At 61.3% G+C, this 26,964-nt stretch carries 27 protein-coding genes and 2 riboswitches; of the genes, 12 read left to right on the top strand and 15 right to left on the bottom strand.

The genetic code is table 11. From position 1 onward, the window contains the following. Window positions 1-29: 29 nt before the first annotated feature. Entirely contained in the window at window positions 30-323 is a 294-nt protein-coding gene (locus tag ACP7BS_RS25990) for a YggT family protein (RefSeq protein WP_113241811.1), read from the top strand. A 345-nt stretch (window positions 324-668) separates the two neighbouring features. Here the strand turns inward: ACP7BS_RS25990 and ppa are convergent, their stop codons facing one another. After that, window positions 669-1,202 (bottom strand): inorganic diphosphatase, encoded by a 534-nt coding sequence (ppa, locus tag ACP7BS_RS25995; RefSeq protein ID WP_426231192.1) that lies wholly within the window; start codon window positions 1,200-1,202, stop codon window positions 669-671. Between the two features lie 151 nt (window positions 1,203-1,353). Here ppa and ACP7BS_RS26000 point away from each other — a divergent pair, with 151 nt between their 5' ends. Continuing rightward, on the top strand, window positions 1,354-1,968 hold the full coding sequence (locus tag ACP7BS_RS26000) for a hypothetical protein (protein WP_426240389.1): 615 nt from the start codon (window positions 1,354-1,356) through the stop codon (window positions 1,966-1,968). A 36-nt stretch (window positions 1,969-2,004) separates the two neighbouring features. Here ACP7BS_RS26000 and ACP7BS_RS26005 read toward each other — a convergent pair whose 3' ends face one another. Next, window positions 2,005-2,511: a GNAT family N-acetyltransferase gene (locus ACP7BS_RS26005; RefSeq protein WP_113241773.1), complete on the bottom strand. Its 507-nt coding sequence runs from the start codon at window positions 2,509-2,511 to the stop codon at window positions 2,005-2,007. Window positions 2,512-3,030: 519 nt separating this feature from the next. Here ACP7BS_RS26005 and ACP7BS_RS26010 point away from each other — a divergent pair. Together ACP7BS_RS26010 and ACP7BS_RS26015 are read left to right on the top strand one after the other, a co-directional pair. Beyond that, complete coding sequence (locus ACP7BS_RS26010; RefSeq protein WP_426231194.1) at window positions 3,031-3,897, top strand: RNA polymerase factor sigma-32; 867 nt, start codon at window positions 3,031-3,033, stop codon at window positions 3,895-3,897. A gap of 190 nt (window positions 3,898-4,087) precedes the next feature. After that, entirely contained in the window at window positions 4,088-5,560 is a 1,473-nt protein-coding gene (locus ACP7BS_RS26015) for a diguanylate cyclase domain-containing protein (RefSeq protein WP_426240390.1), read from the top strand. A gap of 122 nt (window positions 5,561-5,682) precedes the next feature. Here ACP7BS_RS26015 and ACP7BS_RS26020 read toward each other — a convergent pair whose 3' ends face one another. The 7 genes from ACP7BS_RS26020 to ACP7BS_RS26050 all read right to left on the bottom strand — a co-directional run bounded on the left by ACP7BS_RS26020 (window position 5,683) and on the right by ACP7BS_RS26050 (window position 13,810). Beyond that, window positions 5,683-7,194 (bottom strand): M48 family metalloprotease, encoded by a 1,512-nt coding sequence (locus ACP7BS_RS26020; RefSeq protein WP_426240391.1) that lies wholly within the window; start codon window positions 7,192-7,194, stop codon window positions 5,683-5,685. 283 nt (window positions 7,195-7,477) lie between these two features. Beyond that, on the bottom strand, window positions 7,478-8,200 hold the full coding sequence (locus ACP7BS_RS26025) for an ATP-binding cassette domain-containing protein (RefSeq protein WP_426240392.1): 723 nt from the start codon (window positions 8,198-8,200) through the stop codon (window positions 7,478-7,480). Further along, on the bottom strand, window positions 8,187-9,830 hold the full coding sequence (gene thiP, locus ACP7BS_RS26030; RefSeq protein WP_426240393.1) for a thiamine/thiamine pyrophosphate ABC transporter permease ThiP: 1,644 nt from the start codon (window positions 9,828-9,830) through the stop codon (window positions 8,187-8,189). Before thiP ends, ACP7BS_RS26025 begins: the two co-directional genes overlap by 14 nt. A gap of 211 nt (window positions 9,831-10,041) precedes the next feature. Further along, complete coding sequence (thiB, locus tag ACP7BS_RS26035; protein ID WP_426240394.1) at window positions 10,042-11,052, bottom strand: thiamine ABC transporter substrate binding subunit; 1,011 nt, start codon at window positions 11,050-11,052, stop codon at window positions 10,042-10,044. A 40-nt stretch (window positions 11,053-11,092) separates the two neighbouring features. Then, window positions 11,093-11,213, bottom strand: a riboswitch (TPP riboswitch). 189 nt (window positions 11,214-11,402) lie between these two features. Further along, the gene (locus ACP7BS_RS26040) at window positions 11,403-11,813 is read right to left on the bottom strand and encodes a DUF2442 domain-containing protein (RefSeq protein ID WP_426240395.1); all 411 of its coding nucleotides are present in this window, start codon (window positions 11,811-11,813) and stop codon (window positions 11,403-11,405) included. Continuing rightward, window positions 11,806-12,033 carry a DUF4160 domain-containing protein gene (locus tag ACP7BS_RS26045; protein WP_426240396.1) on the bottom strand — a complete coding sequence of 76 codons (228 nt, stop codon included), beginning with the start codon at window positions 12,031-12,033 and terminating at the stop codon, window positions 11,806-11,808. The genes ACP7BS_RS26040 and ACP7BS_RS26045 overlap by 8 nt, the downstream gene beginning before the upstream one ends. 274 nt (window positions 12,034-12,307) lie before the next feature. Further along, window positions 12,308-13,810, bottom strand: a complete 1,503-nt coding sequence (locus ACP7BS_RS26050; RefSeq protein ID WP_426240397.1) for an MDR family MFS transporter — start codon at window positions 13,808-13,810, stop codon at window positions 12,308-12,310. Window positions 13,811-14,013: 203 nt separating this feature from the next. Between ACP7BS_RS26050 and ACP7BS_RS26055 the strand changes: the two genes are divergently transcribed. The 3 genes from ACP7BS_RS26055 to ACP7BS_RS26065 all read left to right on the top strand — a co-directional run bounded on the left by ACP7BS_RS26055 (window position 14,014) and on the right by ACP7BS_RS26065 (window position 17,143). Further along, window positions 14,014-14,457 (top strand): MarR family winged helix-turn-helix transcriptional regulator, encoded by a 444-nt coding sequence (locus ACP7BS_RS26055; protein ID WP_426240447.1) that lies wholly within the window; start codon window positions 14,014-14,016, stop codon window positions 14,455-14,457. A 206-nt stretch (window positions 14,458-14,663) separates the two neighbouring features. Next, on the top strand, window positions 14,664-15,314 hold the full coding sequence (locus ACP7BS_RS26060; RefSeq protein ID WP_426240398.1) for a thiamine diphosphokinase: 651 nt from the start codon (window positions 14,664-14,666) through the stop codon (window positions 15,312-15,314). Between the two features lie 2 nt (window positions 15,315-15,316). Further along, complete coding sequence (locus ACP7BS_RS26065) at window positions 15,317-17,143, top strand: ABC-F family ATP-binding cassette domain-containing protein (protein WP_426240399.1); 1,827 nt, start codon at window positions 15,317-15,319, stop codon at window positions 17,141-17,143. A gap of 49 nt (window positions 17,144-17,192) precedes the next feature. Here ACP7BS_RS26065 and ACP7BS_RS26070 read toward each other — a convergent pair whose 3' ends face one another. From ACP7BS_RS26070 to speD, 4 genes are read right to left on the bottom strand one after another with little or no spacing between them, the layout of a single operon-like run. Next, window positions 17,193-17,540, bottom strand: a complete 348-nt coding sequence (locus tag ACP7BS_RS26070; protein ID WP_426240400.1) for a hypothetical protein — start codon at window positions 17,538-17,540, stop codon at window positions 17,193-17,195. 9 nt (window positions 17,541-17,549) lie between these two features. Continuing rightward, entirely contained in the window at window positions 17,550-18,392 is an 843-nt protein-coding gene (locus ACP7BS_RS26075; RefSeq protein WP_426240401.1) for a hypothetical protein, read from the bottom strand. A 3-nt stretch (window positions 18,393-18,395) separates the two neighbouring features. After that, window positions 18,396-19,508, bottom strand: coding sequence for a fused MFS/spermidine synthase (locus ACP7BS_RS26080; protein ID WP_426240402.1), 1,113 nt, complete (start codon window positions 19,506-19,508; stop codon window positions 18,396-18,398). After that, on the bottom strand, window positions 19,509-19,985 hold the full coding sequence (gene speD / locus ACP7BS_RS26085; RefSeq protein WP_426240403.1) for an adenosylmethionine decarboxylase: 477 nt from the start codon (window positions 19,983-19,985) through the stop codon (window positions 19,509-19,511). Window positions 19,986-20,679: 694 nt separating this feature from the next. On the opposite strand from speD, the gene ACP7BS_RS26090 reads away from it, so the two are divergent. Continuing rightward, a complete protein-coding gene (locus tag ACP7BS_RS26090) occupies window positions 20,680-21,471 on the top strand; it encodes an SDR family NAD(P)-dependent oxidoreductase (protein ID WP_426240404.1) in 792 nt (263 codons plus the stop codon). 174 nt (window positions 21,472-21,645) lie between these two features. Here the strand turns inward: ACP7BS_RS26090 and ACP7BS_RS26095 are convergent, their stop codons facing one another. Then, window positions 21,646-21,891 carry a glycine zipper 2TM domain-containing protein gene (locus ACP7BS_RS26095; protein ID WP_426240405.1) on the bottom strand — a complete coding sequence of 82 codons (246 nt, stop codon included), beginning with the start codon at window positions 21,889-21,891 and terminating at the stop codon, window positions 21,646-21,648. 383 nt (window positions 21,892-22,274) lie between these two features. Between ACP7BS_RS26095 and ACP7BS_RS26100 the strand changes: the two genes are divergently transcribed. After that, window positions 22,275-23,477, top strand: coding sequence for a diguanylate cyclase (locus tag ACP7BS_RS26100; RefSeq protein WP_426240406.1), 1,203 nt, complete (start codon window positions 22,275-22,277; stop codon window positions 23,475-23,477). 123 nt (window positions 23,478-23,600) lie between these two features. Here the strand turns inward: ACP7BS_RS26100 and ACP7BS_RS26105 are convergent, their stop codons facing one another. Then, the gene (locus ACP7BS_RS26105) at window positions 23,601-24,032 is read right to left on the bottom strand and encodes a DUF4345 domain-containing protein (RefSeq protein ID WP_426240407.1); all 432 of its coding nucleotides are present in this window, start codon (window positions 24,030-24,032) and stop codon (window positions 23,601-23,603) included. Between the two features lie 216 nt (window positions 24,033-24,248). Then, window positions 24,249-24,326, top strand: a riboswitch (SAM riboswitch). Between the two features lie 74 nt (window positions 24,327-24,400). On the opposite strand from ACP7BS_RS26105, the gene metA reads away from it, so the two are divergent. The 3 genes from metA to ACP7BS_RS26120 all read left to right on the top strand — a co-directional run bounded on the left by metA (window position 24,401) and on the right by ACP7BS_RS26120 (window position 26,932). Further along, on the top strand, window positions 24,401-25,327 hold the full coding sequence (metA, locus tag ACP7BS_RS26110) for a homoserine O-acetyltransferase MetA (protein WP_426240408.1): 927 nt from the start codon (window positions 24,401-24,403) through the stop codon (window positions 25,325-25,327). Beyond that, window positions 25,324-25,776, top strand: coding sequence for a GNAT family N-acetyltransferase (locus tag ACP7BS_RS26115; protein WP_426240448.1), 453 nt, complete (start codon window positions 25,324-25,326; stop codon window positions 25,774-25,776). The genes metA and ACP7BS_RS26115 overlap by 4 nt, the downstream gene beginning before the upstream one ends. Window positions 25,777-25,915: 139 nt before the next feature. Next, a complete protein-coding gene (locus ACP7BS_RS26120; protein WP_426240409.1) occupies window positions 25,916-26,932 on the top strand; it encodes an aldose epimerase family protein in 1,017 nt (338 codons plus the stop codon). Window positions 26,933-26,964: the final 32 nt, after the last annotated feature.

Consider the following 26,964-nt stretch of genomic DNA (forward strand, 5'->3'; position numbering starts at 1 on the left):
TGTCTGTCAACAACGAATTGGAGACCGGCATGCTTGCTGTCATTGCGACCCTGAATTTCATCATCAACATTGCGTGGTTCCTGGTCATCGCCTCGGCCATCTTTTCCTGGCTCTACGCCTTCAACGTCATCAACGTGAACAACAACGCCATCAACATGATCGGCCGCTCGCTCTACCAGCTGACGGAGCCGCTCTACCGGCCGATCCGCAACGTCCTGCCCAACATGGGCGGCGTCGACCTGTCGCCGCTGGTGGTTTTGGTCATCCTCTATTTCCTCTGGTATTTCCTCAACACGACCGTCGCTGCCGCCTTGCTCAGCTAACGCTTGAGGGCCTTTGAACCCAAGGCTTGAACAACCGACAACAAAAAACCTCCGGATCAGCCTGATCCGGAGGTTTTCATTTTACGACTGACAAAGCCATTTCCCATTTTTGACAGGTCATTTGGGGAACTGAGTGACACCAAAATCTCCGTCATTCCCGTGCCCGTCACAGGAATCTAGCCAGCCCAAGTCCTTAGGCTGAAAAGCTTTTTGACCCGATGGACGTCAGGTCGCTGGATGCCCGCCACGAGGGCGAGCATGACGGGGGATGGGGCTATGCGCTTCGTCAAAGCAACGCCCTGGAGCGTCGGCAACTGAAGCGCAGGACGCCTTTTCAGCTCTCGCTTACTTCTCAGCCTTGGCGCGCTCGACGGCTTCGAGGATCAGCTGCTGGGCAACGGCGGTATCCTTCCAGCCGTAGATCTTCACCCATTTGCCGGGCTCCAGATCCTTGTAGTGCTCGAAGAAGTGCTCGATCTGCTGCAGGGTGATTTCCGGCAGGTCGGTATAGTCCTTCACCTTGTCGTAGCGCTTGGTCAGGTGATAGTTCGGCACCGCGACGATCTTTTCGTCCTTGCCGGAATTGTCTTCCATCATCAAGACGCCGATCGGCCGCACGTTGATGACGCAGCCGGGAACCAGCGGACGGGTCGAAGCGATCAGCACGTCGATCGGATCGCCGTCTTCCGACAGGGTGTGCGGCACGAAGCCGTAATTGCCGGGATAGGTCATCGGCGTGTAGAGGAACCGATCGACGACCAGCGTGCCGGCTTCCTTGTCCATTTCATACTTGATCGGATGCCCGCCAACCGGAACCTCGACGATCACGTTGATATCTTCCGGCGGATTCTTTCCAATCGAAATTGCATCAATACGCATGACTTTTCCCCCAGGGGCCAGTTTTTCGGATGGCAAGTCCGATAACGGGAAACATGACGCGGCGCAACATTACTTTCGTCATGCCCCGAAAAATGCGACGTTTGAGCGACTATTCGCCCATTTGCACCGCGTATCTGCAAGAGGAGCCCCGATGAAGCCGTTCGCCTATGCCATGCCGTTTCTGATCCTCGTGCCGATCGTGGCCAGTCCCTCGCTGGCCAATGACAGCACCTATACCGACCTCGACACCGATCGCTGCAAACCCCTTTTGCCGGAAGACACGGAAGGCGGCAGTCTTTCGCTGCGATGCAAGGGGTTCAAGGATCACGCTGTCTATTTCAAGGAAGGCGATCTGCGCCAGAGCATCCTCTACGGCCCCGTCAGCGACACCTACATCGCCGGCGTCTTCGAAAGCTTCGAGCCGTTCAACAATGCGACGCGAAAAATCGAATGGCGGCTTGATGCGGACGGCAAGCCGGTTGCGACAATCCTGCGCTGGTTCCTGGACAATATCGATCCGGTCACCTACCAACCGTCACCGAAATTGAAAGGCCAGGTTCTCGTCGTCTCGAAAGTGGCGGATGGTACCGGACAGGGCTGCGTGGTCGGTTATGTGGATGCACTGGCGAATCCGGATCCCAATGCACTGGCCCGGCAGGTTGCCGATGCCAGAGCCACGAATTTCGTCTGCGGTAAGGACATGGCGGGGTATCACGGCATTCGCGGGCCGACGGCGGCAGAGCCGACGCACGTTTTCCCCGACTGAACCACAGCCTGAGCGCAGACAGTCAGTGCGAGCGCATCAATCCCAGATATAGCCGATCTTCTTGAGATTCTTTTCGCCGAAATCTTCCATGCCCTCGCAGAGATCGCGGCCGCCGGCCATGCGGAAGAAGCGGTCGGCATGATGGCTGTCTTCCAGGCACCACACGACGAGGCCTTGGCAGCCCAGCGATTTCAGCAGGCTCTTGGCTTCACCGAACAGGATGCGGCCAAGCCCGATGCCCTGATATTCCGGGCGCAGGTAGATCTCGTAGACCTCGCCTTCCTGCGGCAGCGACCGCGACCGGTTGAGGCCCAGCGTCGCGTAGCCTGCGATGACGCCGGCAACTTCGACGACCAGCAATGTCGAGGGTCCGCGCGTGGCCTTGCGCCACCACGCGTGATCGCGCCGGTGAACCATCTGGGTCAGCGGCTTGTGTGGAATGAGACCGCCATAGGCCTGCAGCCACGAGACGCGGTGCACATCCGATATGGACATGGCGTCCCTCGGCTCACCCGGGCGCACCTCGATTGATAGTGTTTTCATAACGCGACTCTAGACTCGTGCCGTACAAACAGGAATCCCGTCCAAGCCCTGTCTTTAACTAACTCACAGGCAACTTATGGGGACAACCATGCAAAGTTAACGCTTTTTTAACTTTTCCGGCAAGCGGCTTTCATCGCGGCGCACAAGATTTGCCCCGGCGTCCCCTCTAACACCAGAGCAACTTTCACTTTTTGGCCATTGAGGTGATTCGACCCTGCCGGGCACGCTCCCCGGGCGGTCGTCCGAATCGCAAACAGACGCACAAACGCACAAAAACGCCCGCCGCCGCGAAATACGGCAGCGCAGCATGGAACCTTTTCTACAGATCGCGCGTTTGAAAGCGTCCGGATATGTGCGCTTGCGCAAATCAGGATTGCCGCGGCCTCTTCTTCCGGCCTCGGATCTCAATGGGAAGTAGGGCGGTTCGAATTCTGGTCAAGCGCCAGATAGCGGAAATCCCGAAAAACCGATCGACCTATCGTTCAGCGGCACGCTCTTGTGCCCGTCATGGAGTAGCCGATGAAAAATCTCTCAGCAGACCGGCGGATGATCAAGATCGCCATGGCGGCACCCTATCTCGCACGGGATGAGGAACATGCTCTGGCACTGGCATGGAAAGACCACCAGGATCAGGACGCCCGCAACAAGATCGCCATGGCCCATATGCGCCTGGTGATCTCCATGGCCTCCAAGTTCCGCAATTTCGGCCTGCCGATGAGCGATCTCGTCCAGGAAGGGCATATCGGCCTTTTGGAAGCGGCAGCCCGCTTCGAGCCGAGCCGCGACGTCCGCTTCTCGACCTATGCGAGCTGGTGGATCCGCGCCTCCATGCAGGATTATGTGCTGCGCAACTGGTCTATCGTGCGCGGCGGCACCTCGTCCGCTCAAAAGGCGCTGTTCTTCAACTTGCGCCGCCTGCGTGCCAAGCTTGCCCAGGGCGACCGCCAGCTGACGGCCCGCGCGGTGCATGAAGAAATCGCCGTGGCACTGGGCGTCAGCCTTGCCGATGTGCAGACGATGGATGCGCGCCTGTCCGGCAACGACGCCTCGCTGCAGGCGCCGATCTCCTCGTCCGGCGAATCCGACGGTGGCGAGCGCCTCGACCTGTTGGCCTGTGATGCCCCGCTGCCCGACGAGCAGGTCTCCGAAATGATCGACAGCGAGCGGCGGCGCACCTGGCTCAGCCACGCGCTCTGCCAGTTGAACGAGCGCGAGATGAAAATCATCAGCGCCCGCCGCCTCAGCGAAGACAGCGCCACGCTGGAAGAACTCGGCGCCGACCTCGGCATCTCCAAGGAACGCGTCCGCCAGATCGAAACCCGCGCCCTGGAAAAGCTGAAGATCGCGCTTGTCGCGGAAGCTCCGGTGCTGGCAATGCGGCACTGATGAAGATTTGCGCTGACTGTGAAACCGGATGAACGCTTCATCCGGTTTTTTTTCGTCAGGATGTGCGGCGCAAGCGGATCTGTAGTGCAACGGCAATCAATGCGTGGTTTACCTTTGGGGGTTAATACTGCGATACGCGACATCTGCGCCCCCGGCGCATCTTGGTCTCAGCTCGTTTTCAGGTGGCACAATGCAAGAGACATTCGATTCCGGCGTCTTCAACCTTGCGCCGATTGCCATGTGGATCGAGGATTTCAGCGACGTCAAAGCACTTTTCGACATGTGGCGCGCGCAAGGGATAACCGATATCCGCGCTTTCCTGCGGGGCGATGTCTCGCGCATCGCCGAATGCTCCCGGCTGATCCGGATCTTGGATGTCAACAGAAAGACGCTTGAGCTGTTTGAGGCCGATGACGTTGATCACCTTCGGGCGGGCGTGGCGCAGATCTTTCGAGACGACATGCTGGAAACGCATATCCATGAGCTGGCCGACCTTTTCGACGGAAAACTGGCGTTTTCCAGCACCACCGTCAACTACACGCTTACCGGCCGCCGCCTCGATATCCAGCTGCGCGGTGCGGTCATGCCGGGTCATGAGGGCTCTCTCGCCAAAGTGCTTCTGACGACGGAAGACATCACCGTGCGCGAAGATGCACGCAGGGCGGAAATCGCCCAAAGACTCTATGCCGAAGGCATTTTCGAGCATTCGCCCGTGTCGCTCTGGATCGAGGATTTCAGCCGCATCAAGCTGTTGATCGAGGATATTCGCGCCCGCGGCATCAGCGACTTTCGAACCTTCATGGATGTCCACCCGGAGTTCGTCACCCAGTGCATGAGCGAAATCCGCGTCATCGACGTCAACCAGGCGACGCTCGACCTCTTCTGCGCTCCCGATCGCATGACGCTGCTGCAGCGCTTGAGCGATATCTTCCGTGGCGATATGGAAAAACCGTTTCGCGAGCAACTGCTTGAACTGTGGAACGGCAACCTGTTTCACCATCGCGAAGTCATCAACTACGCGCTGGATGGTTCCGAACGCCACATCCTGCTGCATTTTTCGGTCTTTCCCGGCCGCGAAAACGACTGGTCCCGCGTTCAGGTCGCCCTCACCGATATTACGGCACGCAAGAAAGCCGAGGCCTATCTCGAATATCTCGGCAAGCACGACGTTCTGACGAAGCTCTACAATCGCGCCTTCTATGCGGATGAGATCAACCGGCTGGAGCGAAAGTCGCTCCGCCCCGTTTCGGCAATAATAATCGACCTGAACGGGTTGAAGGAGGCCAATGACCAGCTTGGCCACGACGCTGGCGATGCCTTGTTGCGGCGGTTCGGTGAAATCCTCAATGGTGCCGTCTCGCAGCCCAACCACGCCGCCCGGATCGGCGGCGACGAGTTCGCCGTTCTGATGCCAGGAGCAGACAACAAGGCGGCGGGCGCGATGATGGAGACGATCAACGAGCTTTTGAAGATCAACAACCAGTTCTACTCGAGCGCCCCCCTCACAATGTCTTTCGGCGTCGCGACCAGCGAACAGGGCGAATCGATGGAATCCCTCGTCCAGCGCGCCGACACGCTGATGTACGAGCACAAGCGCGCATTCTACGAAGCCAAGGGCACGATGGGCGTAACCGGCGGCCGCATCGCCCGCCGCACGTCGTGAAGCAGGACCGCATGTGCGGGATTGCAATGGGCGGGCGACGGCTCCAGCAATGAAACAGTCAGTGGAGTAATCGCACGCTAGGCAGAGGGGTCGCCCCAAATGCGAAAACGCCTCACTGCCCCCTATTCCGAAATGATCTTCACCTTGTCGCCGGGCTTCACCGTCGAGGTCACCTGCATGGCGTTGATCAGGCGGAACAGATCGAGCTTGCGATCGGTGCCCATCATCCGCGCCGAGAGCGTAGCCAGCGTATCCCCAGGCTTTGCGGTGACGACGCGGATGCGCAATGGCTTCAGGGCGGCGGCTTCCTGCGGCGTCATCCGGCGGAATGAGGAGCGCAGGACCTCGGCGGTCGGTTCTAGGCTCGGCGCGCCCTTCGGCACGGCGGTGAGGAAGCGGTAGATCTGCGTGTCGATGCGGATCACGGTCACGTCGAAATCCCAGCGTTCGGCCGATGCACGCGCCGTTGCGGCCTCGAGCCCGTTGATCGTCACGGCGTGGATCGTGTCCGGTTGCAGGCCGGTCACCCAGCCGCTGCCGATATAGTCGGTCAGGCTGCGCTTCTGGCTATCGGCCACGCCGTCGAAGCGGATCGCGGTCTCGTTCGGCCCGGTCGCCAGCACGGCCTCTGCCTTGTTGTCGATCTGGAAACCGTTGGGCACATCGAAACGGATGCCGAGCTTGCCGTGCAGGAAGGTCTGGCCGCGGACATAGCCCTCCTGCGGACTGTCGCCATAAAGCAGGCCGTCGATACCAGCGAGATAATAGTCGCGGCCACGATCGCCGACGGACCCTTCCGCGCCGAAGGCGCGGGCATGGCGGCGGGCGAGGTCGACGCGCTGCGGTGCGCTCGGATGGCTCGACAGGAAGTCCAGGCTCTGGTCGCTGTCGGGATCGACCGAGGAGAAACGGCTATAGGCCGCCATCGAATCGAGGAAGCGCGCCGCCGCATAGGGGTCATAGCCGGCTTCGCCGAGCATGCGCACGCCGATGACGTCGGCCTGCAATTCCTGATTGCGCGAGAAGGCTGCCAACCGCAGTTTCCCACGCGCCAATGCCTGCTTGCCGGCCAGATCGCTCGACAGCACTTCGGAGACGACGCGGCTGGCGATGACCTCGGCCTCTTCGCGCTGCTGCCGCTCAATGCCGTGATTGGCGGTGACATGGGCCATTTCGTGGGAGAGCACGGCTGCCACTTCCGACGCATCGTTGGCGAGCGCCAGAAGGCCGCGCGTTACATAGAGATAGCCGCCCGGCAGCGCAAAGGCGTTGATGGCGGGCGAGTTGAGGATTGTGATGCGATAGGACTGGTTCGGGTTTTCCGAAACCGCCGTCAGCGCGCCGGTGATGCGGGCGACAAGGCGCTCGGTCTTTTCATCCTGATATTCGCCGCCGTAGCTCGCGACGATGCGCGGATGCTCGCGGGCACCGACCTGGGCGCGCGGATCGTTCTTCTGGACTTCCTCGACGATCTGCGGATTGGACGACGGCGCGACCTTGGGCTCGTAGGTCTGCTCGATCACCGACTGGCAGCCGGACAAAAGCAGGCTACCGAGCAGCGCCGCGACGGCGCGCGCGGACACGCCGGAGCCTGTTCGCGAAACCTGCCTCTGCGTGCCTGTCGTTCTGCTCATCGCCTCAGCTCATTTCCAGTCTTCAGGCCAGCCGTGCGAACCATTCCGGTGTTAACACGCGTGCAAATTCAGTATTCTTTACAGCCCTATAAATAGGACGGGCGGCGGGTACGGCAATGACCTGCTGTAGCCTATTCGCGCCATGCGTGCCTAGCATACGCCGATAGAAATAGTTGCCCCGTGATATCCCGGCAACGCATAGGAGAACGCACGCCGCCGGACATCCAAAGCGCCGTCGCATAGGCTGTCGTTCAAATTGTGGCAAAAGCATCGCAGGCGATACTCACCGGCCGAGAAACCGGGCAACAGCTGGAATATCGGTATGATCGAGAAACCGCGCCGTTGGCTCATGCAGGAGAACACGGCCCATGTCGAGAAAAAGCACGCTGTCGGCCAGTGTCCGCACGTCGTCGGGATGATGGGTGATGATCAGGATCGTATTGCCCTCCTGCCGGTGCAGATCGAGGATGAGACTGCTCATGCCGGCGCGCAGGCCCGGATCGAGTGCGGCAAACGGCTCGTCGAGCAAAAGCACCGGCTTGCGGCGCACCAGCGCTCGGGCAAGCGCCACGCGTTGCCGCTCACCACCCGACAATGTCGGTGGCAGGCGCTTGCCAAAACCCTCCAGCCCGACGCGCAGCAGCGCACCTGCAATCTTCGCCTTCTCCTTGACGCCCAGCTTCAGCGCCGGATCGATACCGAGGCCGATATTGGTGGCGACGTCGAGATGCGCAAACAGGTTGTGTTCCTGAAAAATCACCGATACCGGCCGCTCGGCGGGATCGCGCCCGGCAACATCGTCCCCGAGAATCTCGACCGTGCCGGCATCCGGCGTCTCGAACCCGGCGATCACATTGAGCAGCGTCGATTTGCCGGAACCGGATGCGCCGGTGACAGCGACGATCTGACCCCTGCCGATGGCGCAATCGAAGTGCAGTTCGGTCTGGCCGAACTGCACGCGCACGCCGCTGAGGCGAACCGCAATATCCGTTTTAGGCGGTGACATCTTTACTCCTCGCATCATCGGCACCTGCCCGCAGCGTCCCGGCGATCGTCAGCACCAGGCAGACGAGGCCGAGAAACAGCGCCAGCCCCGCCGCATCGGTCGAACGATAGCCGGCCATGCGGCTGTAGAGTAGCCACGGCAGCGTCACCATATCCTGCGAGCCGAACAGCGCCACGGCGCCGAGATCGCCGAGCGACAGGGCACAGGCAAAAGACAGGGCCATCAGCAGCGGCCTGCGCAAGCCCGGCCAATCGATCAGGCGCCACCGATGCCAGCCGCCGAGACCGAGGCTGGCCGCAAGTTTTGCCGTGCGGGCCGTATGGGTGGCCATCGCGGGCTCCAGCACGCGGTAGACGAAGGGCAGCGCCATCAGCGTGTTGATCAGAATAACCAAAAGCGGTGCAAAACGGGCGGCATCGCCGAGCGGCCGCAACAGCAGAAACCAGCCTGCCCCCAGAACGACCGGCGGCACCAACAGCACCAGCGACGAACTCGCCGAAACCCCCGCCGCCAGCCCGCGCCCGGCCGCCGCTGGCCGTCTTGGCGAAAGCGCCGCCTGCCGCGCCCGGATCATCAGAGCGGCCGAGAGGACGCAGAGCAGACCCGAAACCAGTGCGATGACGACACTGGTAAGCAAGGCCCGCTGCACCATTGGATCGCTGGCCAGCCGGACGAGGTCGGCGCGAAGACCGGAGGAGACCACCGAGCCGAGCGGCAGCGCAAGAAACAGCACCGCAAGCGCTATCAGCAGCCCGTCGCCCACCCGGCCAAACCGGCGGCGGCCATCGAACCGGCGCACTTTGCGCCCGCCGCCATGGCCTTCGTCGGCCGTGGGCGTCAGCAGCCGGATGGCAACCAGCAGCGCTGCCGTCACCGAAATCTGCAGCAACGACAGGGCGATGGCGCGCGGCGGGTCGAAATCGAAGCGCAGCGCCTGATAGATCGCCACCTCGATCGTGCTGGCCGCCGGTCCGCCGCCGAGCGTCAGGACCAGGGTAAAGCTGGTGGCACAGAGCATGAAGATCAGCCCGGCGATCCCCGGCAAGAGCCCACGGATCACCGGCCATTCGATGAAGCGAAAAATCGACAGCGGCCGCATGCCGAGATTGGCCCCGGCCAGCCAGTATTCGCCGGGAATGCGCTCGAGCCCGCCCAGCATCAGCCGTGCCGCCAGCGGCATGTTGAAGAAAACATGGGCGACGAGAATACCCGACAGGCCATAGATACTGACCGGCTGATCGAGCCCAACAGCCACAAGCGCGGTATTCAGCACCCCCTGCCGCCCCCAGATGCCGATCAGCCCCAGAGCCGCCACCAGCGCCGGCAGCCCGAGCGGCAACGCCATCAGCCGGATGATCCAGACACGGCCCGGAAAGACAGCCTGCCGCGCCAGCGCCCGGGCAACGGGGATGGCGAAGACGATGGAAAGAACTGTCGAAAGCGACGCCTGCAACAGCGTGAACCGGGCCACACGCCAGACATAGGCATCGAATACCATGCCGTCATTGGCAGAACCCGGCTCATCAAATGCGAGAAGAGCGGCCGCCGCCAGGCAGACGAACAGCACAATGCCCCCGAGGCAAAGCGCCCCGGCGGTTAGCGTCCAACGTCGTTCCATGCGGTTGATCATGATGACTTTATCTCGTTTACGGGCGTCACCTCGTCCCCTCTTCTCCCCATCGGGGAGAAGGTGGCCCGCAGGGCCGGATGAGGGGGCCAAACACTCAGAATGTGCCGAACCGCCCCCTCATCGCCTCGCAGTCGCTCGGCACTTCTCCCCGCTGGGGAGAAGAGGAAAACCGTTCTCCACAGCCACGACGAAACAATCATCGCTGGCGGTGTCAGTTCTTGCTCATCGCCGCCAGCCACTCGTCGATCCAGGCCTTGCGGTTGGCGGCCACCTCGTCCGACGGCATCAAAAATGTCTTTTCCGGCGTCACCAGCTTGCCGAATGCCTCCGGCAGCGGTTCCTTGGTGGCGGCAACCGGCATCATCCAGTTGGTCGTCGGGATGATCGACTGGAACTCAGGGCCGGTGACGAAGGAGAGAAACTGCTTGGCGAGCGCCGGGTCCTTGGCAGCCTTGGTCATGGCAGCCACTTCGATCTGGATGTAATGGCCTTCGGAGAAGGAAGCCGCCTGATAGCGGTCAGTATTTTCGGCAACCATGTGATAGGCCGGCGAGGTCGTGTAGGACAGCACCATCGGCGCCTCGCCCTTGGTGAACAGGCCGTAGGCTTCCGACCAGCCGGGGGTAACGGTCAGCACGCGGTCTTTGAGTTTTGCCCAGGCGGCAGGCGCTTCATTGCCATAGACCGACTTCATCCAGAGCAGCAGGCCGAGACCCGGCGTCGAGGTGCGCGGATCCTCGATGACGATCTTCTGGTTCTGGTCACCCTCGACCAGTTCCTTCAGGCTTTTCGGCGGTTCCTTCATCACCTGTGTGTCATAGATCACCGCAAAATGGCCGTAGTCATAGGGAACGAACGTATCGTCGGCAAAGCCGCCGGGAACCTTGACGGCCGAGGTATCGACGCCGTGCGGCGCAAAGAAGCCGGTCGCCTTCGCCTCGGACACGAGATTGGTATCGAGGCCCAGCACGATATCGGCCTTGGAGGAGGCGCCCTCAAGCTTCAGCCGGGTGAGAAGCTCGACGCCGTCGGCAACGCTGACATAAGACAGCTTGCAGCCGCAGGTCTTTTCAAACGCTTCCGCCACCTTGGCGCCGGGGCCCCATTCGCTGGTAAAGCTCTCATAGGTATAGACCGTCAGCACCTGGTCTTCGGCCGAGGCGGAAAACGAGGCCGTAAGGGCAGCAAACGCCGCGAAAAATGGAATGATTGCCTTGCGCATCCGCGCCTCCTTATAAATCCAAAAAATGGGAATAGGGCGCTGGAATGTGCCGTCTAATCCCTCCGCCGGTACAAACCGGATCAGGTTCTTCGGGTTGGCTTTCAAAAAGCCTCTCAGCCGAACGTTCCAAAAAAGAACGACCGGCACCCCGTTAGAGCAGAAGGAGGTTTAGACCTGAGGGAAATGCTTGGCAAGGGGGCTTGGGAGTGCAGGCTGTCATGTCGCGCGCGGTTTCGCAGCTGCCACGGTCGAGCCCCTCCGCTTGTGGGGATTGGGCGGGGACTTCTTTTCAAAACGGAAAAGAACGCAATGAGGCATCAACTGCCCTTTCAGCTCTGATCCTGCAAGGCCTAGCTGGTCTTGCGTGGGCGTCCGCCCTTGGCACCGTTGGCGCGGCTTGCCTTGATCTTGGCCGCTGACCGGGATTGACCACCCCGGCGTTGCGCATCCATGAATTTTACAGTTCCGAATATGCCGTTCATCAAACCCGCGATGGTGAAATCCACGTCCAGGGTTTCCCAGTGCAGTCCGGTTTCGCCCATAAGCTCGACTTCAGCCAACTGCACGTCCGTTGCATTCTCCAGGCCCTGTATCGCTCGGGCGGGCACCATGAAAGCAGCTCCGTTGGTGAAATCCACGACGATGCGGCCGGATGCTTCATCGAAACGAACCGAAGCGGGGATCGGCGACTGGTTGCGCTCCGCATCCCCCTGCATGGTCGCTGCTTGGTAGTGGCGATCTTCAAGAATGATCTCACCCATGAATACTCTCCCATTTTTCGATGAACAGGCGCTGGTTTGCCTGAACGATGGCAAGGGCCACACTCAAATCCCGCTTCTTCATTCCCCTGTTCGATAACACGGTGAGATCAAGGATATCGATGCGGGCTTCCCCCTCCCCATAAACATGGGCGTGCGCCGGCTCGTGGTCATCGGGGTAGATGACAAATCGCATCCCGGCAGCGCGCAGAACGGTGACCATGTTTCACAATAACCTAACAACTTGGGTTTTTCAAGTGCATTGCCATTTTGACAGTTTCATGAGCGAAGCGCGGGACGATGTTCTGTACCGATACATTGCCACCAAATCGAATATGTCACCGGGAACCGGAATGGTCGCCCCCCAAAAATGCGTTCAAGTGCCGCGAATGGTCTATATTTGACCCCATCACGTTATGGCAGTTGCTCCCGAATTCCGGAAAAAGAACCCCTCCCCGCAGCTTCGCTCCGACCCTCCCCACAAGGGGAGCACCCCCTCACCCCGCCGGCTTCTGCGGCAACCGCACGGCCTTCAGGCTGATCGCCGCAATCAACGCGATCAGCGAAATACCGCCGGCCGTCAGAAACAGCGGCAGGAAGGCGGCCGTATAGCTCTGCGCCACCAGCTGGCGCGTTGCCTCCGGCAGCGTCGACAGCGCCAGCGGCGTCAGCTTTTCGATGTCGGCGATGCCTGGGATCGCCGTGGTGCCGCGTGCAAGACCTGCGGCGATGATGGCGCCATAGATCGAGATGGCGATCGAGGCGCCGCCCATGCGCGACAGGGTGACGGCACCGGTGGCGGCACCGACGTCACCGCGCGCGGCGATGTTCTGCACCGCGACGATCGGCACCTGCTGGCCAAAACCGATACCGATGCCATGCAGGGCCATGATTGCGCAGATGACGTAGAGTGGCGTGCCCGGCTGGATCTGCGTGAAGATGAACAGAGCCAGAACGGTCAGGCTGGCGCTGACGATCGCAAACGGTTTGTAGCGGCCCGAGCGTGAAATCAGCCGTCCCGCCGTCAGCGCACCGCAAACGATGCCGCCGGTCAGCATGATGAACAGCAGCCCGGCGAGCGACGGTGTCAGCCCCGTCGTCGTCTGCAGATACAGCGCGAAATAGTTGACCATGCCGATGCCGACGGCGCCGCTCGCCAGTGAAATCACCAGCATCAGACTAAACGTCGGATTGCGAAACAGCGTCAGCGGCACGATAGGCTCCGGCGCGCGGCGCTCGACAAAAACCCATGCCGTGGCGCAGATCGCGCCAAGCATCACGATCGCCAGACTGCCCAGCGAAAACAGTGAGCCGAACAGTTCGGCACCATCGCCCAGGAGCACGACGCAGGTAACGGCGGCGGCCAGAAGCAGCGCTCCGGCATAATCGATCGTCGGGCGGCGTGTCGGGCGGCGATAGGGCAGGAAGACGAACAGGCCGATGAGCACGGCGATACCGATCGGGATATTGATGAGAAAGATCGAGCGCCAGCCGAAATGATCGCTCATCGCGCCGCCGATCACCGGGCCGACGGCGCCGGAGGCCATCAGGACAAGACTGGAATAGCTCTGGTAGCGCGCCCGTTCGCGCGGCTCGAACAAGTCGGCAGTGATCGAAAAGATCGACACCATGATGCCGCCGCCGCCGAGGCCCTGCAGCACGCGCGCGGCAATCAGCGTGTTCATCGAGACTGCGAGCCCGCAGGCGATGGAGCCCAGCGTGAAGATCGTCACTGCGGTGATCATCACATATTTGCGGCCGAACAGGTCGCCGAGCTTGCCGTAAAGCGGCATGACGGCGCAGGTGGCGAGCAGATAGGCCGAACCGATCCAGCCGAACCGCTCCATCTGGCCGAACTCGCCGACGATCGTCGGCAGCGCCGTGGCGACGATCTGGTTGTCCAGCGTCGCCATGAACAAAGCCGTCATCAGGAAGAAGAAAAGCGTCAGGCGCAGTGCCGGGTTTGAGACCAGCGGCGCCGGGGTGACCTGCATGTCCATAGGGAGGGTATCCGGTTTCTTTCGGCGATTTATGTGCTGTTAGCACATAATTGTCAACAGCACATTTGTGCCCAAAGCATATTCATGCTTTATGGAACCCGCCCGTTTTGCTAGGATGCGCCATGGATCACGTACCCTCACCCTTGGAATGCATCGCCGAAAGCGGCGACGCGGAGAGCCACCGCACCTTGATCAGCAACTCGATGGGCCGCTGGCGGACGATGATCGGGCGGCGGGTGCTTGCCCGTCTGGCGATCAGCAGTGTCGCACCGAGCCTTGAAATCACCCATCTCGACGTGCTCGATGCCGTCCGCCGCGCCGAACCGGAGGGCGAAGTGACGGTCGGCACCATTGCCGAGATGATGCGCATCGATCCGTCGCGGGCCAGCCGCATCGTCGGCGAGATGGTGACACGCGGTGCCCTGCGCCGGGAAGCCTCGCAGGCCGATGCCCGCCGCATCATCGTCGTCATGACCGAGCTTGGCCAGCAGCTGATGATCAAGATCCAGGCAGTCAAGCGCGACGTCATCGAAAGCGTGCTGGCCGATTGGCCGGAAGCAGACGTCGCCACCTTCTCCCACCTCTTCGACCGGTTCGTCACCTCGTTCGAGCAGGTCTGCACCATCCGCGCCAAGGATGCGGATTAGCATCCCACTTCTCCCCCTCGGGGAGAAGTGCCGAGCGCATGCGAGGCGATGAGGGGGCGGTTCGGCACATTCGGAGTCACCGGCCCCCTCATCCGGCCCTTCGGGCCACCTTCTCCCCGCCGGGGAGAAGAGAACCAACCGCATCACCGCCAAATCCCCACCCGCCCCTTCCCCTCCTCCCCCTGTTTACGCTATGGCCTTGCGCCATGAGCAAACAGGCTTTTGTAATCTTGATGGGCGGGCCGCTGACGCCGACGGACAGGCTCTTGGCCCAGCTGTCCGGCGCCCGCGTCATTGCGGCCGATGGCGGCATGCGCCATGCCAGCGCGCTTGGCCTGACGCCGGAGCTTTGGGTCGGCGATTTCGATTCCACGCCCGACGCCCTGATCGCCGAATGGCCCGGCGTTCTCCGCGAGCCCTATCCCTCAGCCAAGAACGAAACCGACGGCGAGATCGCCGTTGCCACCGCCCTTGAGCGCGGCGCGCAAAAACTCGTGCTGGCTGGCGCCCTGGGCGGCGAACGCAGCGACCATGCCTTCATGCACCTGCTCTATGCCGCCAAACTTGCCGAAGACGGCATCGACATGCTGCTCACCTCCGGCGAGGAGGAAGCCTATCCGCTCCTGCCGGGCAGCTTCGAGATCGATCTGCCGAAGGGCAGCCTGTTTTCCATTCTCGGGCTCGATACGCTGACCGGCCTGTCCATTGCCGGCTCCCGGTATCCGCTCAAGGATTTTCATCTGCCGTTCGGCTCCTCGCGCACCGTTTCCAATGTCGCCGAAGGCACCGTCCGCTTCACCCTTTCCTCCGGCCGGGCGCTCATCCTTGCCCGTCCGCAAGACCTTTCGGGAGCCTGATCATGGCGCCACCCATTCTGAAACTCGACGATATCTTCCTCTCCTTCGGCGGCACGCCGCTGCTGGCAGGTGCCAACCTGCAGGTGGAGCCGGGCGACCGCATCTGCCTCGTCGGCCGCAACGGCTCGGGCAAATCGACCCTGATGAAGATGGCGGCCGGCCTTGCCGAGCCACAGTCCGGCGAGATCTTCCGGCATCCGTCCGTCACCATCCGCTACCTCAATCAGGCGCCGGATTTCGAAGGATTCGACACCGTGCAGGCCTATGCCGAAGCAGGCCTTGGCCCCAGCGACGATCCCTACCGGGTGGCCTATCTGCTCGAACATCTGGGCCTTTCCGGCCACGAGGACCCCAACCAGCTTTCGGGCGGTGAATCCCGCCGCGCAGCCCTTGCCCGCGTCATGGCGCCGGAACCGGACATCCTTCTGCTCGACGAGCCGACCAACCATCTCGACCTGCCGACCATCGAATGGCTGGAAGGCGAGCTGGTCAAGAGCCGCTCGGCCCTCGTGGTCATCTCCCACGACAGGCGCTTCCTCGAAAAGGTCTCCAATGCCACCGTCTGGCTCGATCGCGGCCAGTCTCGCCGCCTCAGCCAGGGCTTTGCCTTCTTCGAAGCCTGGCGCGACAAGGTGCTGGAGGAAGAAGAGCTCGAGCAGCACAAGCTCGGCAAGGAGATCGAACGCGAGGAGCACTGGCTGCGCTATGGCGTGACGGCAAGGCGCAAGCGCAACATGCGCCGCCTCGGCGCGCTGCAGGACCTGCGCGCAAAACATCGCGGCCACAATGGCCCGCAAGGCTCGGTTCAGGCGACGATTTCCGATGCCCGCGAATCCGGCAAGCTGGTGATCGAGGCCGACCAGATCACCAAGACCTATGGCGACCGCACCATCGTCGCCCCCTTCTCGATCCGCGTCCATCGCAGCGACTGCATCGGCCTCGTCGGCCCGAACGGTGCGGGCAAGACGACGCTTCTGAAGATGCTGACCGGCCAGATCAAGCCCGACAGCGGCTGGGTCAAGCTCGGCACGAACCTCGAGATCGCCACGCTCGACCAGCGCCGCGAGGACCTCAACCTTGAGGATACGCTGGCCCATTACCTCACCGACGGCCGCGGCGACAACCTGCTGGTCAACGGCGAGCAGCGCCATGTCACCGGCTATATGAAGGAATTCCTGTTCCAGCCCGAACAGGCGCGCACTCCGATCAAGAACCTGTCGGGTGGAGAGCGGGCCAGGCTGATGCTCGCCCGCATCCTGTCGCGCCCGACCAACCTGTTGATCCTTGATGAGCCGACCAACGACCTCGATATCGAGACGCTGGACCTGCTTCAGGAAATCGTCGCCGGCTTCCCCGGCACCGTCATCCTCGTTTCCCACGACCGTGACTTCCTCGACCGCACCGTCACCTCGACTATCGCGCCTGCCAACCCGGACGCGCCCGACGGCCGCTGGATCGAATATGCCGGCGGTTATTCCGACATGATGGCGCAGCGCAAGGGCGTCGCCGACGAACGGAAGCGTGCGGAAAAAGCCGAAAAAGCCAGATCCGCCACCGATAACGGCTCCTCCTCGGGGCCCAAAACCGGCAAGGGCAAACTCTCCTTCAAACAGAAATTCGCACTCGAAAACCTGCCGAAGGAGATGGAAAAAGCCGAAGCCGAAATCGCCGAACGCGAGACGGAAATGGCCGACCCGAGCCTGTTTTCCAAGAACCCGGCCCGGTTTTCCGCGCTCGCTGCCGAGCTCGAAAAACTGCGGGCTTCGATTGCGACGATGGAAGAGCAATGGCTGGAGCTGGAAATGCTGCGCGAGGAGATCGAGGGGTAGGCCAGCCGCAGCGATCCCTGCGCGGGCAGGCTCCGTCAAGCGCCGGCGGCTACTGGACCACCGCCGTCGATCTCGACCCATCCTCATCGACAAAGCTTATACTGCGACCCTTGAGTATGACGCGCGAGCAGTCGTCGTCATCGTCGCTGTCGTAGTAGAAGCAGATTTCGTTGCCGGAAATCTCCCACTCGCCGTCATAGTCCGGCTCCGCGCTCGATCGGCCTTTGATCGTACCATTGGCAAGCAATTTTTCGGAATAGCGCACCCCGCCCTCCGTTCCAGAAATCGTCTTACCGGTCAGTTTTGCCCTGATTTGCGGGCCACTGAGGAATGCATCCTGGGCTTGGCCCGATGATGCCAGCGCTGTGAGAATGATGGCAGCGAGCAGCTGTTTCATGTCGTCCTCCTAGAGTTCGTAGACCAGAAACAAGGCAATTTCAGTAAGAATCGCCACCAGAATGGCGGCCTCCAGCACCGATGAAACAAGGAACAGCCGGTACTCGAAAACCCGTTCCGCGACCTGATTGTAGAGTGTCTCCCTGCCCTCGATGATCTCGCCGATCAGTGTCACGCGCTTGGCGAGTTCGAGCTGGTGGCACAGCTCGAAAAACACCCGGCGCGCGTTGCGAGAGAGCCCGCCGTCGCCACGTTCGAGAACGCGCATGGCACGGAGGAACCATTGGCGATGGCGGCTTGCCTCGACAGCCCTTTCACTCAGCCGGCGTCCCTGCGACCAACTGAAGGACGTGCGGGCCAATGCCGCCGCGTCGTCATGCTGATCAGCCCACTCGGCTTCGAGTTTCTGTTCCAGCCTTTCGACATTGAGCCAGAGCCAGGCAAACGCGGCTATCGCCGTGGTCAGGTCGGTGAACTGGTCCGGGGGAGCCTGCACCACGGCGCGCGGGCCGCGCCACCGGATCTGGCCGTTGCGCAACGGCAGTTCGATCGCCAGGTCCTCGAAGCCGTTTCGACCCAGCGTCTCGTTCACCCAGTCGCTAGCAAGCTGCTGCAGGGCAAACGGCGTGTCGGAACCGGGCGCCAGTTTGATGATGTCGAGGCCATCTGCCGGGCTGGCGCCCAACTCGGCTGACGGTATCGTCTGCCCTTCGATCCGTACCGACCGCTCGGCCACCACAACGGCCTCCGGGTAGGAAAGGACGCAGATCCCGGTGGCGCTTTCGGCAGTCCTCGAATCCGGACGATGAAAGGCTAGCCTCGATATCAACATGGGATGCAGGGGCTGGTTCATGGATCAATCGACAGACAGAGAAGGAAGTTGCCTGACGCCGTCATCGACCGTGTGGATATCCGGCGGGGGAACAAACGCCACGCCGTCTTCCAGAATAGGACCTGATAATCCGAGATAGAATGACGTCTCCTTGTCGAAACAGAAGCTTTGCTTGATAAAGGCACCGGTGAGATGGTCGAGCCAGTCGGCCCCAAGCCGCGCCCCGATCGTCCGATCCATCCGCTCCGCACTTTCCTCACGCGGGTCCAGCCAGTCGGAAGCGATGAGAAATCCCCAGGACGCCAGGAAACAGGGGACGGCGACCTGGTAGCTGTGCACCTGCGAGAAGACCGCCGCCAGGGTCCGGCTGACGGCTGTGTGCCCCTTGTAGTCGCAGAACGAAAACTCCAGGGCCTGCACGATGACGATGCCGCCCGGACGAAGCCGCTCGCGGACCATCTGGTAGAATTCCCGCGTATACAGGTGTTGTGCCGGTCCATTGTCCAGCATGTCCACCACATCAATGATGACGACGTCGAACAGATCATCCGTCGTTTCGACGAAAGCGCGGCCATCACAATAATGCAGTTCCGCACGTGGATCCGTGAAGGCACCATAGCTCCAGGTTCCCAGATGCTCGCGGCAGATATCCACGACATCGCGGTCGATATCGACCATGACGGCACGGGTGATGCCGCCATAGGCCAGCACCTCCCTCAGTGTCGCGCCCTCACCACCACCGATGATCAGCACGTGACGCGGGTTCTCGTGCATCAGCAAAGCGGGATGCACCAGCATCTCGTGGTAAAGCGCCTCGTCTTCTTCCGAACTCTGGATCGCACCGTCCAGGAAGAGAGCCCTGCCGAAACTATAGGTATCGGCGATGGTTATCGTCTGGAACGCGGTGCGCACCGAGCAGATGACCGATTTTGCCCGGTAGTGGTACTCGTCGAAGATATCGGCATCCTCGAGCACGAAAACGCTGCCGCTGCGGGCGATGGCGGCGGTGTCGGCACCTTCGACGAAAAACTTGTTCGGCGGCAGCTCCGGAAGCGGGTAAGAGCGCTCGACCAGAACGGGACCCGGAAAGCCATCCGGCGGAAAAGGCAGCGGTGAAGGAGTGTCAGCGATCGCCATTCATTGCGCTTCCGCAAGCGTGTCGGTTGCCGTGTCGCGGATGATCTGGCGCAGTTCGATCAGCGCCGGCGTGAACGCCTCGATCAGCGCTGGAAGCGCGTTCAACGGATCGCAGACACCGCACATGAATATGTCGAGCGCGGCATAGGCATTCTCCGGCCATGTGTGGATAGAGATGTGGCTTTCGGCCAGCGACGCTGTCCCCGTGACGCCGCCCCCAGGGCTGAACACGTGAAAGCTCATACCGAGCAGAGTGGCTCCAGCAGCGGCGATGGCGCGGGTGAACGCAGCCTCGATGCGAGCGACATCGTCGAGATTTTCCGCACCACTGAAATCCGCGATAAGATGCCTGCCGGGCAGTTCACCGGCGGCGACAGTCGACAGGTCCGTTTTGCCGGCAGGGACTTCCGGAAGGTAACGGTTCGCAATCCTTCTGTGCGTCGATAACAGTTCTTTCAGGCCTCCCGCAGGACCCACGATATAAACCCCTTATTAAGATAGTAAAATATTCAATTAGACTAGACTAAATTAGAGGAAATCGCAATCGTGTGCAGCCGCAAATACGACCCGTTGCATTGGGGCGAAAAGCGGTGCCCGCCGGCATGCATCGTCAAAACTGCGTGGAGCCAGGCGACTGTTTTTGGCGCTGGAGCCGCCATTCGCCGTGCGATTTGATACGTTTTTAAAAAATTCTCCCCGCAAATCCCCACCCTCAAAACCCGTGCCATACTTCTTCTCGTCCCACCACGGACACATCGGAAAGCGTTGCCGCCGACGTGGGGCCGGTGACCGGAGGCGGAACGCGCGCAAACTCGCGGGGCTGCGTGAAAGGGGGTCTCCTCCGGTTCGTGAAAGTGGACCGGGGGTGCCGGGTAGCCACGCCGCCTGTGGACGGTCCAGGGCTGAACCCGCCTTACTGAAAGGCTTGCGGATAAGCGGCCGGGCTGCGGCATTGGAGGCTTTCTCCTGACACGGGAAAGCGCAAAATAACCTGAGAAGCGCGGCAATAGACACCGGAACGGGGCACATCGCGCGGCTTCCTCCAAGACCGGCATGCCGGCGCTTTTCGGACGTCATCAATGGAGAGCAGATCGGGGCGCGACGGCGCGCGCTGTTGCGAGACCGGCCGCAAGCTCATACCTTAGGTGTCCACCCTAACAAGGAGCAGCAGATGCAGATCGACCTCGCAGGCAAGACCGCTCTGATTACTGGATCCACCGAAGGCATCGGCTACGCGATCGCCCGCCAACTCGCGCGGGCTGGCGCGGATGTGGTGATCAATGGACGGTCCGACGAAAAGACCGCAAAGGCTGCCGAACGCTTGAGAGGCGAAGGTGCCGTGGGCACAGTCGCTGCCATCGCCGCCGATGTCGCGACCGCTGAAGGGTGTGACGCTCTTTTCGCCAAGGTTCCTCGTGTGGACATCCTCATCAACAACGCGGGCATTTTCCAGCCACTCGACTTTTTCGAGGCGAGCGACGAGGTATGGGATCGCCACTGGCAGGTCAACGTCATGTCGGCCGTACGGCTTTCGCGCGCCTACCTTCCCGGCATGCAGAAACTCGACTGGGGTCGCGTGATCTTCATCGCGTCGGAATCCGGCTTTAATATCCCGGTGGAAATGATCCACTACGGCGTCAGCAAGACCGCGGATATCGCGGTTGCCCGCGGGCTTGCCAAGCGCATGGCGGGCACGGGCGTGACCGTGAACTCGGTCCTGCCCGGTCCAACATTGTCGGAAGGGGTCGAGGCGATGCTTGCCGACGAGCAGGCGAAGACCGGCAAGCCGATCGAGGAGCTTGCCGCCGACTTCGTCAAGACGCATCGCGCCAGTTCGATTATTCAGCGCGCGGCAAGCGTCGAAGAGGTTGCCAACCTCGTCACCTATCTCGCCTCGCCTTTGGCATCCGCGACGACCGGGGCTTCCATGCGCGTGGACGGAGGACTGATCGACACGCTTTGAGGCGAGCGCAGCATCATTTGGGGAAATGGCCCTGCCAAGTGACGCAGAAAAGCCCTCGGTGCGGTAAGCCTTTACACGCCGAGGGCCTTCGAGGTCGTAATAGTAAATGAACAAATCAGATTGTTTGTCAGGCAAGTGACGCCTGTATTTCGCCACCTGCCTTGTCGTCAACAGTTAGCGGCAAGCTATTGCAGAACCGGCAGCGCCGCCCAAAGTTGCTCCGGCGCCAACGGCCCAGAGCTGGCCGGTACCGGACCCGATTGCGGACCCCGCCACACCGCCCACCACGGCGCCTCCCACCGTTCCGACCACACAGCCGGGCGTCGCCGGGCCAGCGCTGGAATTCATGCTCGCTGTTTGACATCCAGCCAATGCAACGCATGATGCTGCGACGACGATCATAGTGGAATAATAAGACATTTCTTCCTCCTATCGTTGGTTTCAAATTTTGCTTGGTCCTGGAATTTCGACCAACGCAGACATCGCCAAGGCCACCACCGCTGTGGTCGAATAGTCGTCAACTCAGGGAAATGGGTTTGGTTCCATTCGTGGTGACGATGGCAGGTCTACTTTTACCCCCTTTCAAGGGTGACGGCACCGGCGTGACAGAAGGATAACGTTCAGCAAAAGCCCGGCAGACATGCAGATGACGCAAACCACGGGCGAAAAAAGCCGCCGCGTGAAGGCACGGACTATGGTCCCGACCGGGCCTGCCGGCGAACGCCGCATGCCGGATATGGACCATCCAGACATGAAATCTTAGGAGACGGCCGTTAGAGTTCGCCGCAGAGAAAGGGGATGGGATGGCGAAAGGCAGGCATCAGGTTCGAGGCACGACAGATGTGCTCGCGCTACAAATGGACGCGCTGTTCAAGGCAGCGCCGGCATCTGTGCTGAGCATATTCGGCGGGCTGATCGCGCTGGCGGCCTACTGGGCGCCGCAGACGCAATCGGGCCTGTTGGTCTGGTTTACCATCGTCTGCGTGCCGGCGCTCGCGCACATCGCCAGCGCGGTGCTGCGCCACAAGGGTATTCCGCAAGGCTGGGGGCCGGTTGCCTGGTCGCATCTCGTCAAGGCCATCTATCTCACTGCCGGTACGGCCTGGGGTGTCGGCGGCGCCTGGATGCTGACCATCGGTGACGATCACCAGACGCTGGTCATCTGCTGCCTGGCAATGGGCGCTGTCACCTGCACCTTCCCGGCCATCGTCTACGGTGCGGCATACAATCTTTTCCAGGTACCGATCTTCACGCTGTTTGCCATCACGCTGGCATCAGGCGATATCGAATACGGCCAACTGCTCGCCCTCGCCTCGGTGCTGCTATGCATTGCCTTGGCCATCATCGCCAGAGGCATGGGATCGCAGCTCACTCTTGCGCTGCGCCTGTCGTTGGAAAACAAGCAGCTGGCCGAAGAGCTTGCGGACCATGGCGCAGCGCTGGAGCGGGCCAACCGGGAGCTGATCGTCGAGACGCTGACCGATCCGTTGACGGGGCTGGCCAACCGCCGGCAGTTGATGAATTTCATGCGCGCAAGCGCGGGCCGCAGCAGCCTTCTGATCGTGGATATCGACCACTTCAAGTCCTACAATGACAGCTTTGGCCATGTCGACGGCGATCTCTGCCTGGTGCTGGTGGCCGATGCGCTGCAGACCAGCATCCGGCCCGGCCGCGACCTGGCCGCCCGCTTTGGCGGCGAGGAATTCGCCATCATTCTCGGCGACCTTTCGCAGGAGCAGGCGGTCGAAGTGGCCGAGCTGGTGCGCGGCAATGTCCAGTCTCTCCTCACCCTTCATGCCCGCAAGATCCGCCGCATGGTCACCGTCAGCATCGGTTTTGCCCACCGCGATGACGACCGGCAGAAGCCGAATGCGACGTTGATGTCAGAGGCGGATGCAGCTCTTTACGAGGCCAAGAATTCCGGCCGCAACCGCGTCTGCATCGGCTCTGATCCAGTGACCGTTTTCGGGGAAGAATCCTCCAGAAACGCAACAGCCCGTGGCTGACCGCAAAAAAAGGGTGAGACGATCCTCCCAGCCACGCCAGGATCGCCCCACCCGCCGCTTGCGGCAATCGCCTCCGCCCGTTTTCTGACCGGAAGGAAGACGCCGATTGCCGCGCGACCTCGCTCAGCCCCGGCTTTGGCTCAGCGCTGCTACCCGCCCGTGCCAGACGACCAGGCAGGGCACGACGACAAGCTCCATGCCAAGGCCGAGCACATGCCCGGCCGAGGGCAGACCATCGGAAATCAGCGAATACAGCCGCGCCAACCCGCCGCTGACGGTCAGGATCGCCAGAATCCGGATGCGCTCGGCCTTGGTCTCGATCGCCGGAATGCAGCTGTACCAGCCGATGCCTAGGGCAAGGAAAAGCCCGGACAGGAACCGCACATGGCTGGCGAGATCGACGGGCGGGGTCTTTTCGCCGAGAAAGCCGGGTCCCATCACCACGCCCGCCAGCCCGGCAAACACCGGTAGCATTGCAAGGACGGCGATGGTCGCCTGCAGCATGCGCCGCTGCCGGAAATCGGCCGGGCTGATCTGATAGGCAAGACTGGGCATCGTATCCTCCTGACATCATCAGAGGTACGGACGCGGCAGCCGCCGGGTTTCAGGTTCGCGAACACATCGGCGTGAACACGGCATCTGGCGGTTCACGGGACTGCCGCCCGCATTCCCCCATCGCCGCTTCAAGAAAACCTGCCGCCGGCAATCGCCGCGGCGCCGGTTTCACGGACATGGGTGATGCATATTGATTCGCAGGCGAACAGGCGCTATTGAGGCACTCGTGGTGATTTGGCCGGCCGGCTTGCAGCCACGTTAAATAAGTCGCTAAAGGGCCGTGCATGCGCAAGCAAGCGGGGCCGGTTGCGATTTGTATCGTTGCCGGTTTTTTGTTCCGGCATGTTCGTAGAGCCGAGTGTTGCCCCATGCCCATCAAGATTCCCGATACGCTTCCCGCCTATGAAACCCTCGTCAAAGAGGGCGTGCGGGTGATGACCGAAACTGCGGCGATCCGCCAGGACATCCGGCCGCTGCAGATCGGCCTGCTCAATCTCATGCCGAACAAGATCAAGACCGAAGTGCAGATGGCGCGCCTCGTCGGCGCCTCGCCGCTGCAGGTCGAGTTCTCGCTCATCCGGTTGGGCGGCCACAAGGCCAAGAACACGCCGGAAGAGCATCTGCTGGCCTTTTACCAGACCTGGGAAGAGGTCAAGCACCGCAAGTTCGATGGCCTGATCATCACCGGCGCCCCTGTCGAAACGCTGGATTATGAAGACGTCACCTACTGGAACGAGATGCAGCAGATTCTCGACTGGACCCATACCAACGTCCATTCGACGCTGAACATCTGCTGGGGCGCCATGGCGGCGATCTACCATTTTCATGGCGTGCCGAAATACACGTTGAAGGAAAAGGCATTCGGCGTTTATCGCCATCACAATCTCAACCCGTCCTCGCCCTATCTCAGCGGCTTTTCCGATGATTTCCAGATCCCGGTATCACGCTGGACCGAGGTGCGCCGCGCCGATATCGAGCAGAAACCCGGTTTGGAAATCCTGATGGAATCCGACGAAATGGGCGTCTGCTTCGTGCACGAGAAGGCAGGCAACCGGCTCTATGTCTTCAACCATGTCGAATATGATTCGACCTCGCTGTCGGACGAATATTTCCGCGATGTCGATGCCGGCGTGCCGATCAAGATGCCGCACAACCACTTTCCCCACAATGATCCGACGCTGACGCCGCAGAACCGCTGGCGCAGCCACGCACACCTGTTGTTCGGCAATTGGATCAACGATATCTATCAGACGACATCCTATGATCTCGCCGATATCGGGAAGGACAGACGCTGACCGCACCCCTCATCATCCGCCAGGTCGAGCCCGGTGACGAACAGGACTGGCGCCGTCTGTGGAAGGCCTATCTCGCCTTCTACGAAACCACCCTGCCGGAAAAGATCTACGCCCTCACCTTTTCACGGCTCTTGAGCGGTGCAGCCCATGAATATGCCGGATTTCTGGCCGTTCTCGACGGCAAGCCGGTCGGCCTTGCGCACTTCCTGTTTCACAGATCCTGCTGGCACGAGAATTCGATCTGCTACCTGCAGGACCTGTTCGCCGATCCGGACGTGCGCGGACAGGGAATTGGCCGGGCGCTGATCGAGGCCGTCTATGCCCGCGCAAACGCTGAAAAGGCCGAGGAGGTCTACTGGATGACCCAGGACTTCAACGCCAATGCCCGCAAGCTCTATGACCGGATCGCCGGCAAGACGCCTTTCATCGTCTACCAGAAGACGTTTTAAGACCATCTGCTTCTCTTAGCTGAGAGAGACGCCGGAACGCTGCATTGGCCGGACGGCAGTAAATTGTATGACTTTTCGGTTGCCGCTTTCAGCGAAATGAGCCAGTTTGCCGCCGGGGATTAGTGGAGGAAGAATAGCCGTGCAGACAGAGACTGAAGTGTTCGGCCATATGCCGTCCGGCGAACCCGTACATCGCATTGTGATCAAGGGCGGCGGCCTGACCGCGCATATCCTCACCTGGGGATCGGTCATCCAGGACCTGCGCCTTGATGGCCATGCAGCGCCGCTGGTGCTTGGCTTCGAGAATTTTTCCGACTATCTCGCGCACTCCCCCTATTTCGGCGCTACGCCGGGCCGCAATGCCAATCGCATCGGCGGTGGCCGTTTTGCCATAGACGGCGTGTCCTATCAGCTGGAGTGCAATGAAAAGGGTGTGACCCACCTGCACGGTGGCAGCGACGGCATCGCCAAGCGCCTGTGGACCCTGATCGAGGCAGCGGAAAACCGCGTGCTGCTGCAGATCGCCGATCCCGATGGCCGCGCCGGTTATCCAGGCAATTGCACCATCACCTGCACCTACACGGTCGGCGATGGCGGCGTCCTCAATGTTCTCTATGAAAGCAGCACCGACCGGCCGACGATCTGCAACATCTGTCAGCACAGCTATTTCAATCTCGACGGCACCGCCGATGCGCTCAGTCACGATGCGATGATCGCCGCCAGCAGCTATCTGCCGACCAACGAATGGCAGGTCCCGACCGGCGAAATCCGCTCCGTCGAGGATACCGCCTTCGACCTGCGCGCCATGACCCCGCTACGCCGCCAGCTGGAAGGCGACAAGATCGGTTACGACCACAATTTCTGCCTGGCCGAGGCCCGCGGTCCGAAACAGTCCGTCGCTCTGGTGCGCAGCATCAATTCGGGCATCTCCCTGGAAGTCCGCACCACCGAGCCCGGCGTGCAGTTCTATACCGGCTTCAAGATGAACGTTCCCGTGCCGGGCCTTGAAGGCCGTCACTACGGCCCGTTCGCCGGTTTCTGCCTCGAAACCCAGATCTGGCCGGATGCGGTCAATCACGCCAATTTCCCGCAGGCCGTATTGCGGCCCGGCGAAATGCTGCGGCAGGAAACCGACTACGTCTTTACCCGGAGTTGATCCACGTCCGCCTTCTCGTTCAAGTAGGGGGT

Source organism: Pararhizobium sp. DWP1-1-3, assembly GCF_049896125.1.
In the GTDB taxonomy this organism is placed as follows: domain Bacteria; phylum Pseudomonadota; class Alphaproteobacteria; order Rhizobiales; family Rhizobiaceae; genus Pararhizobium.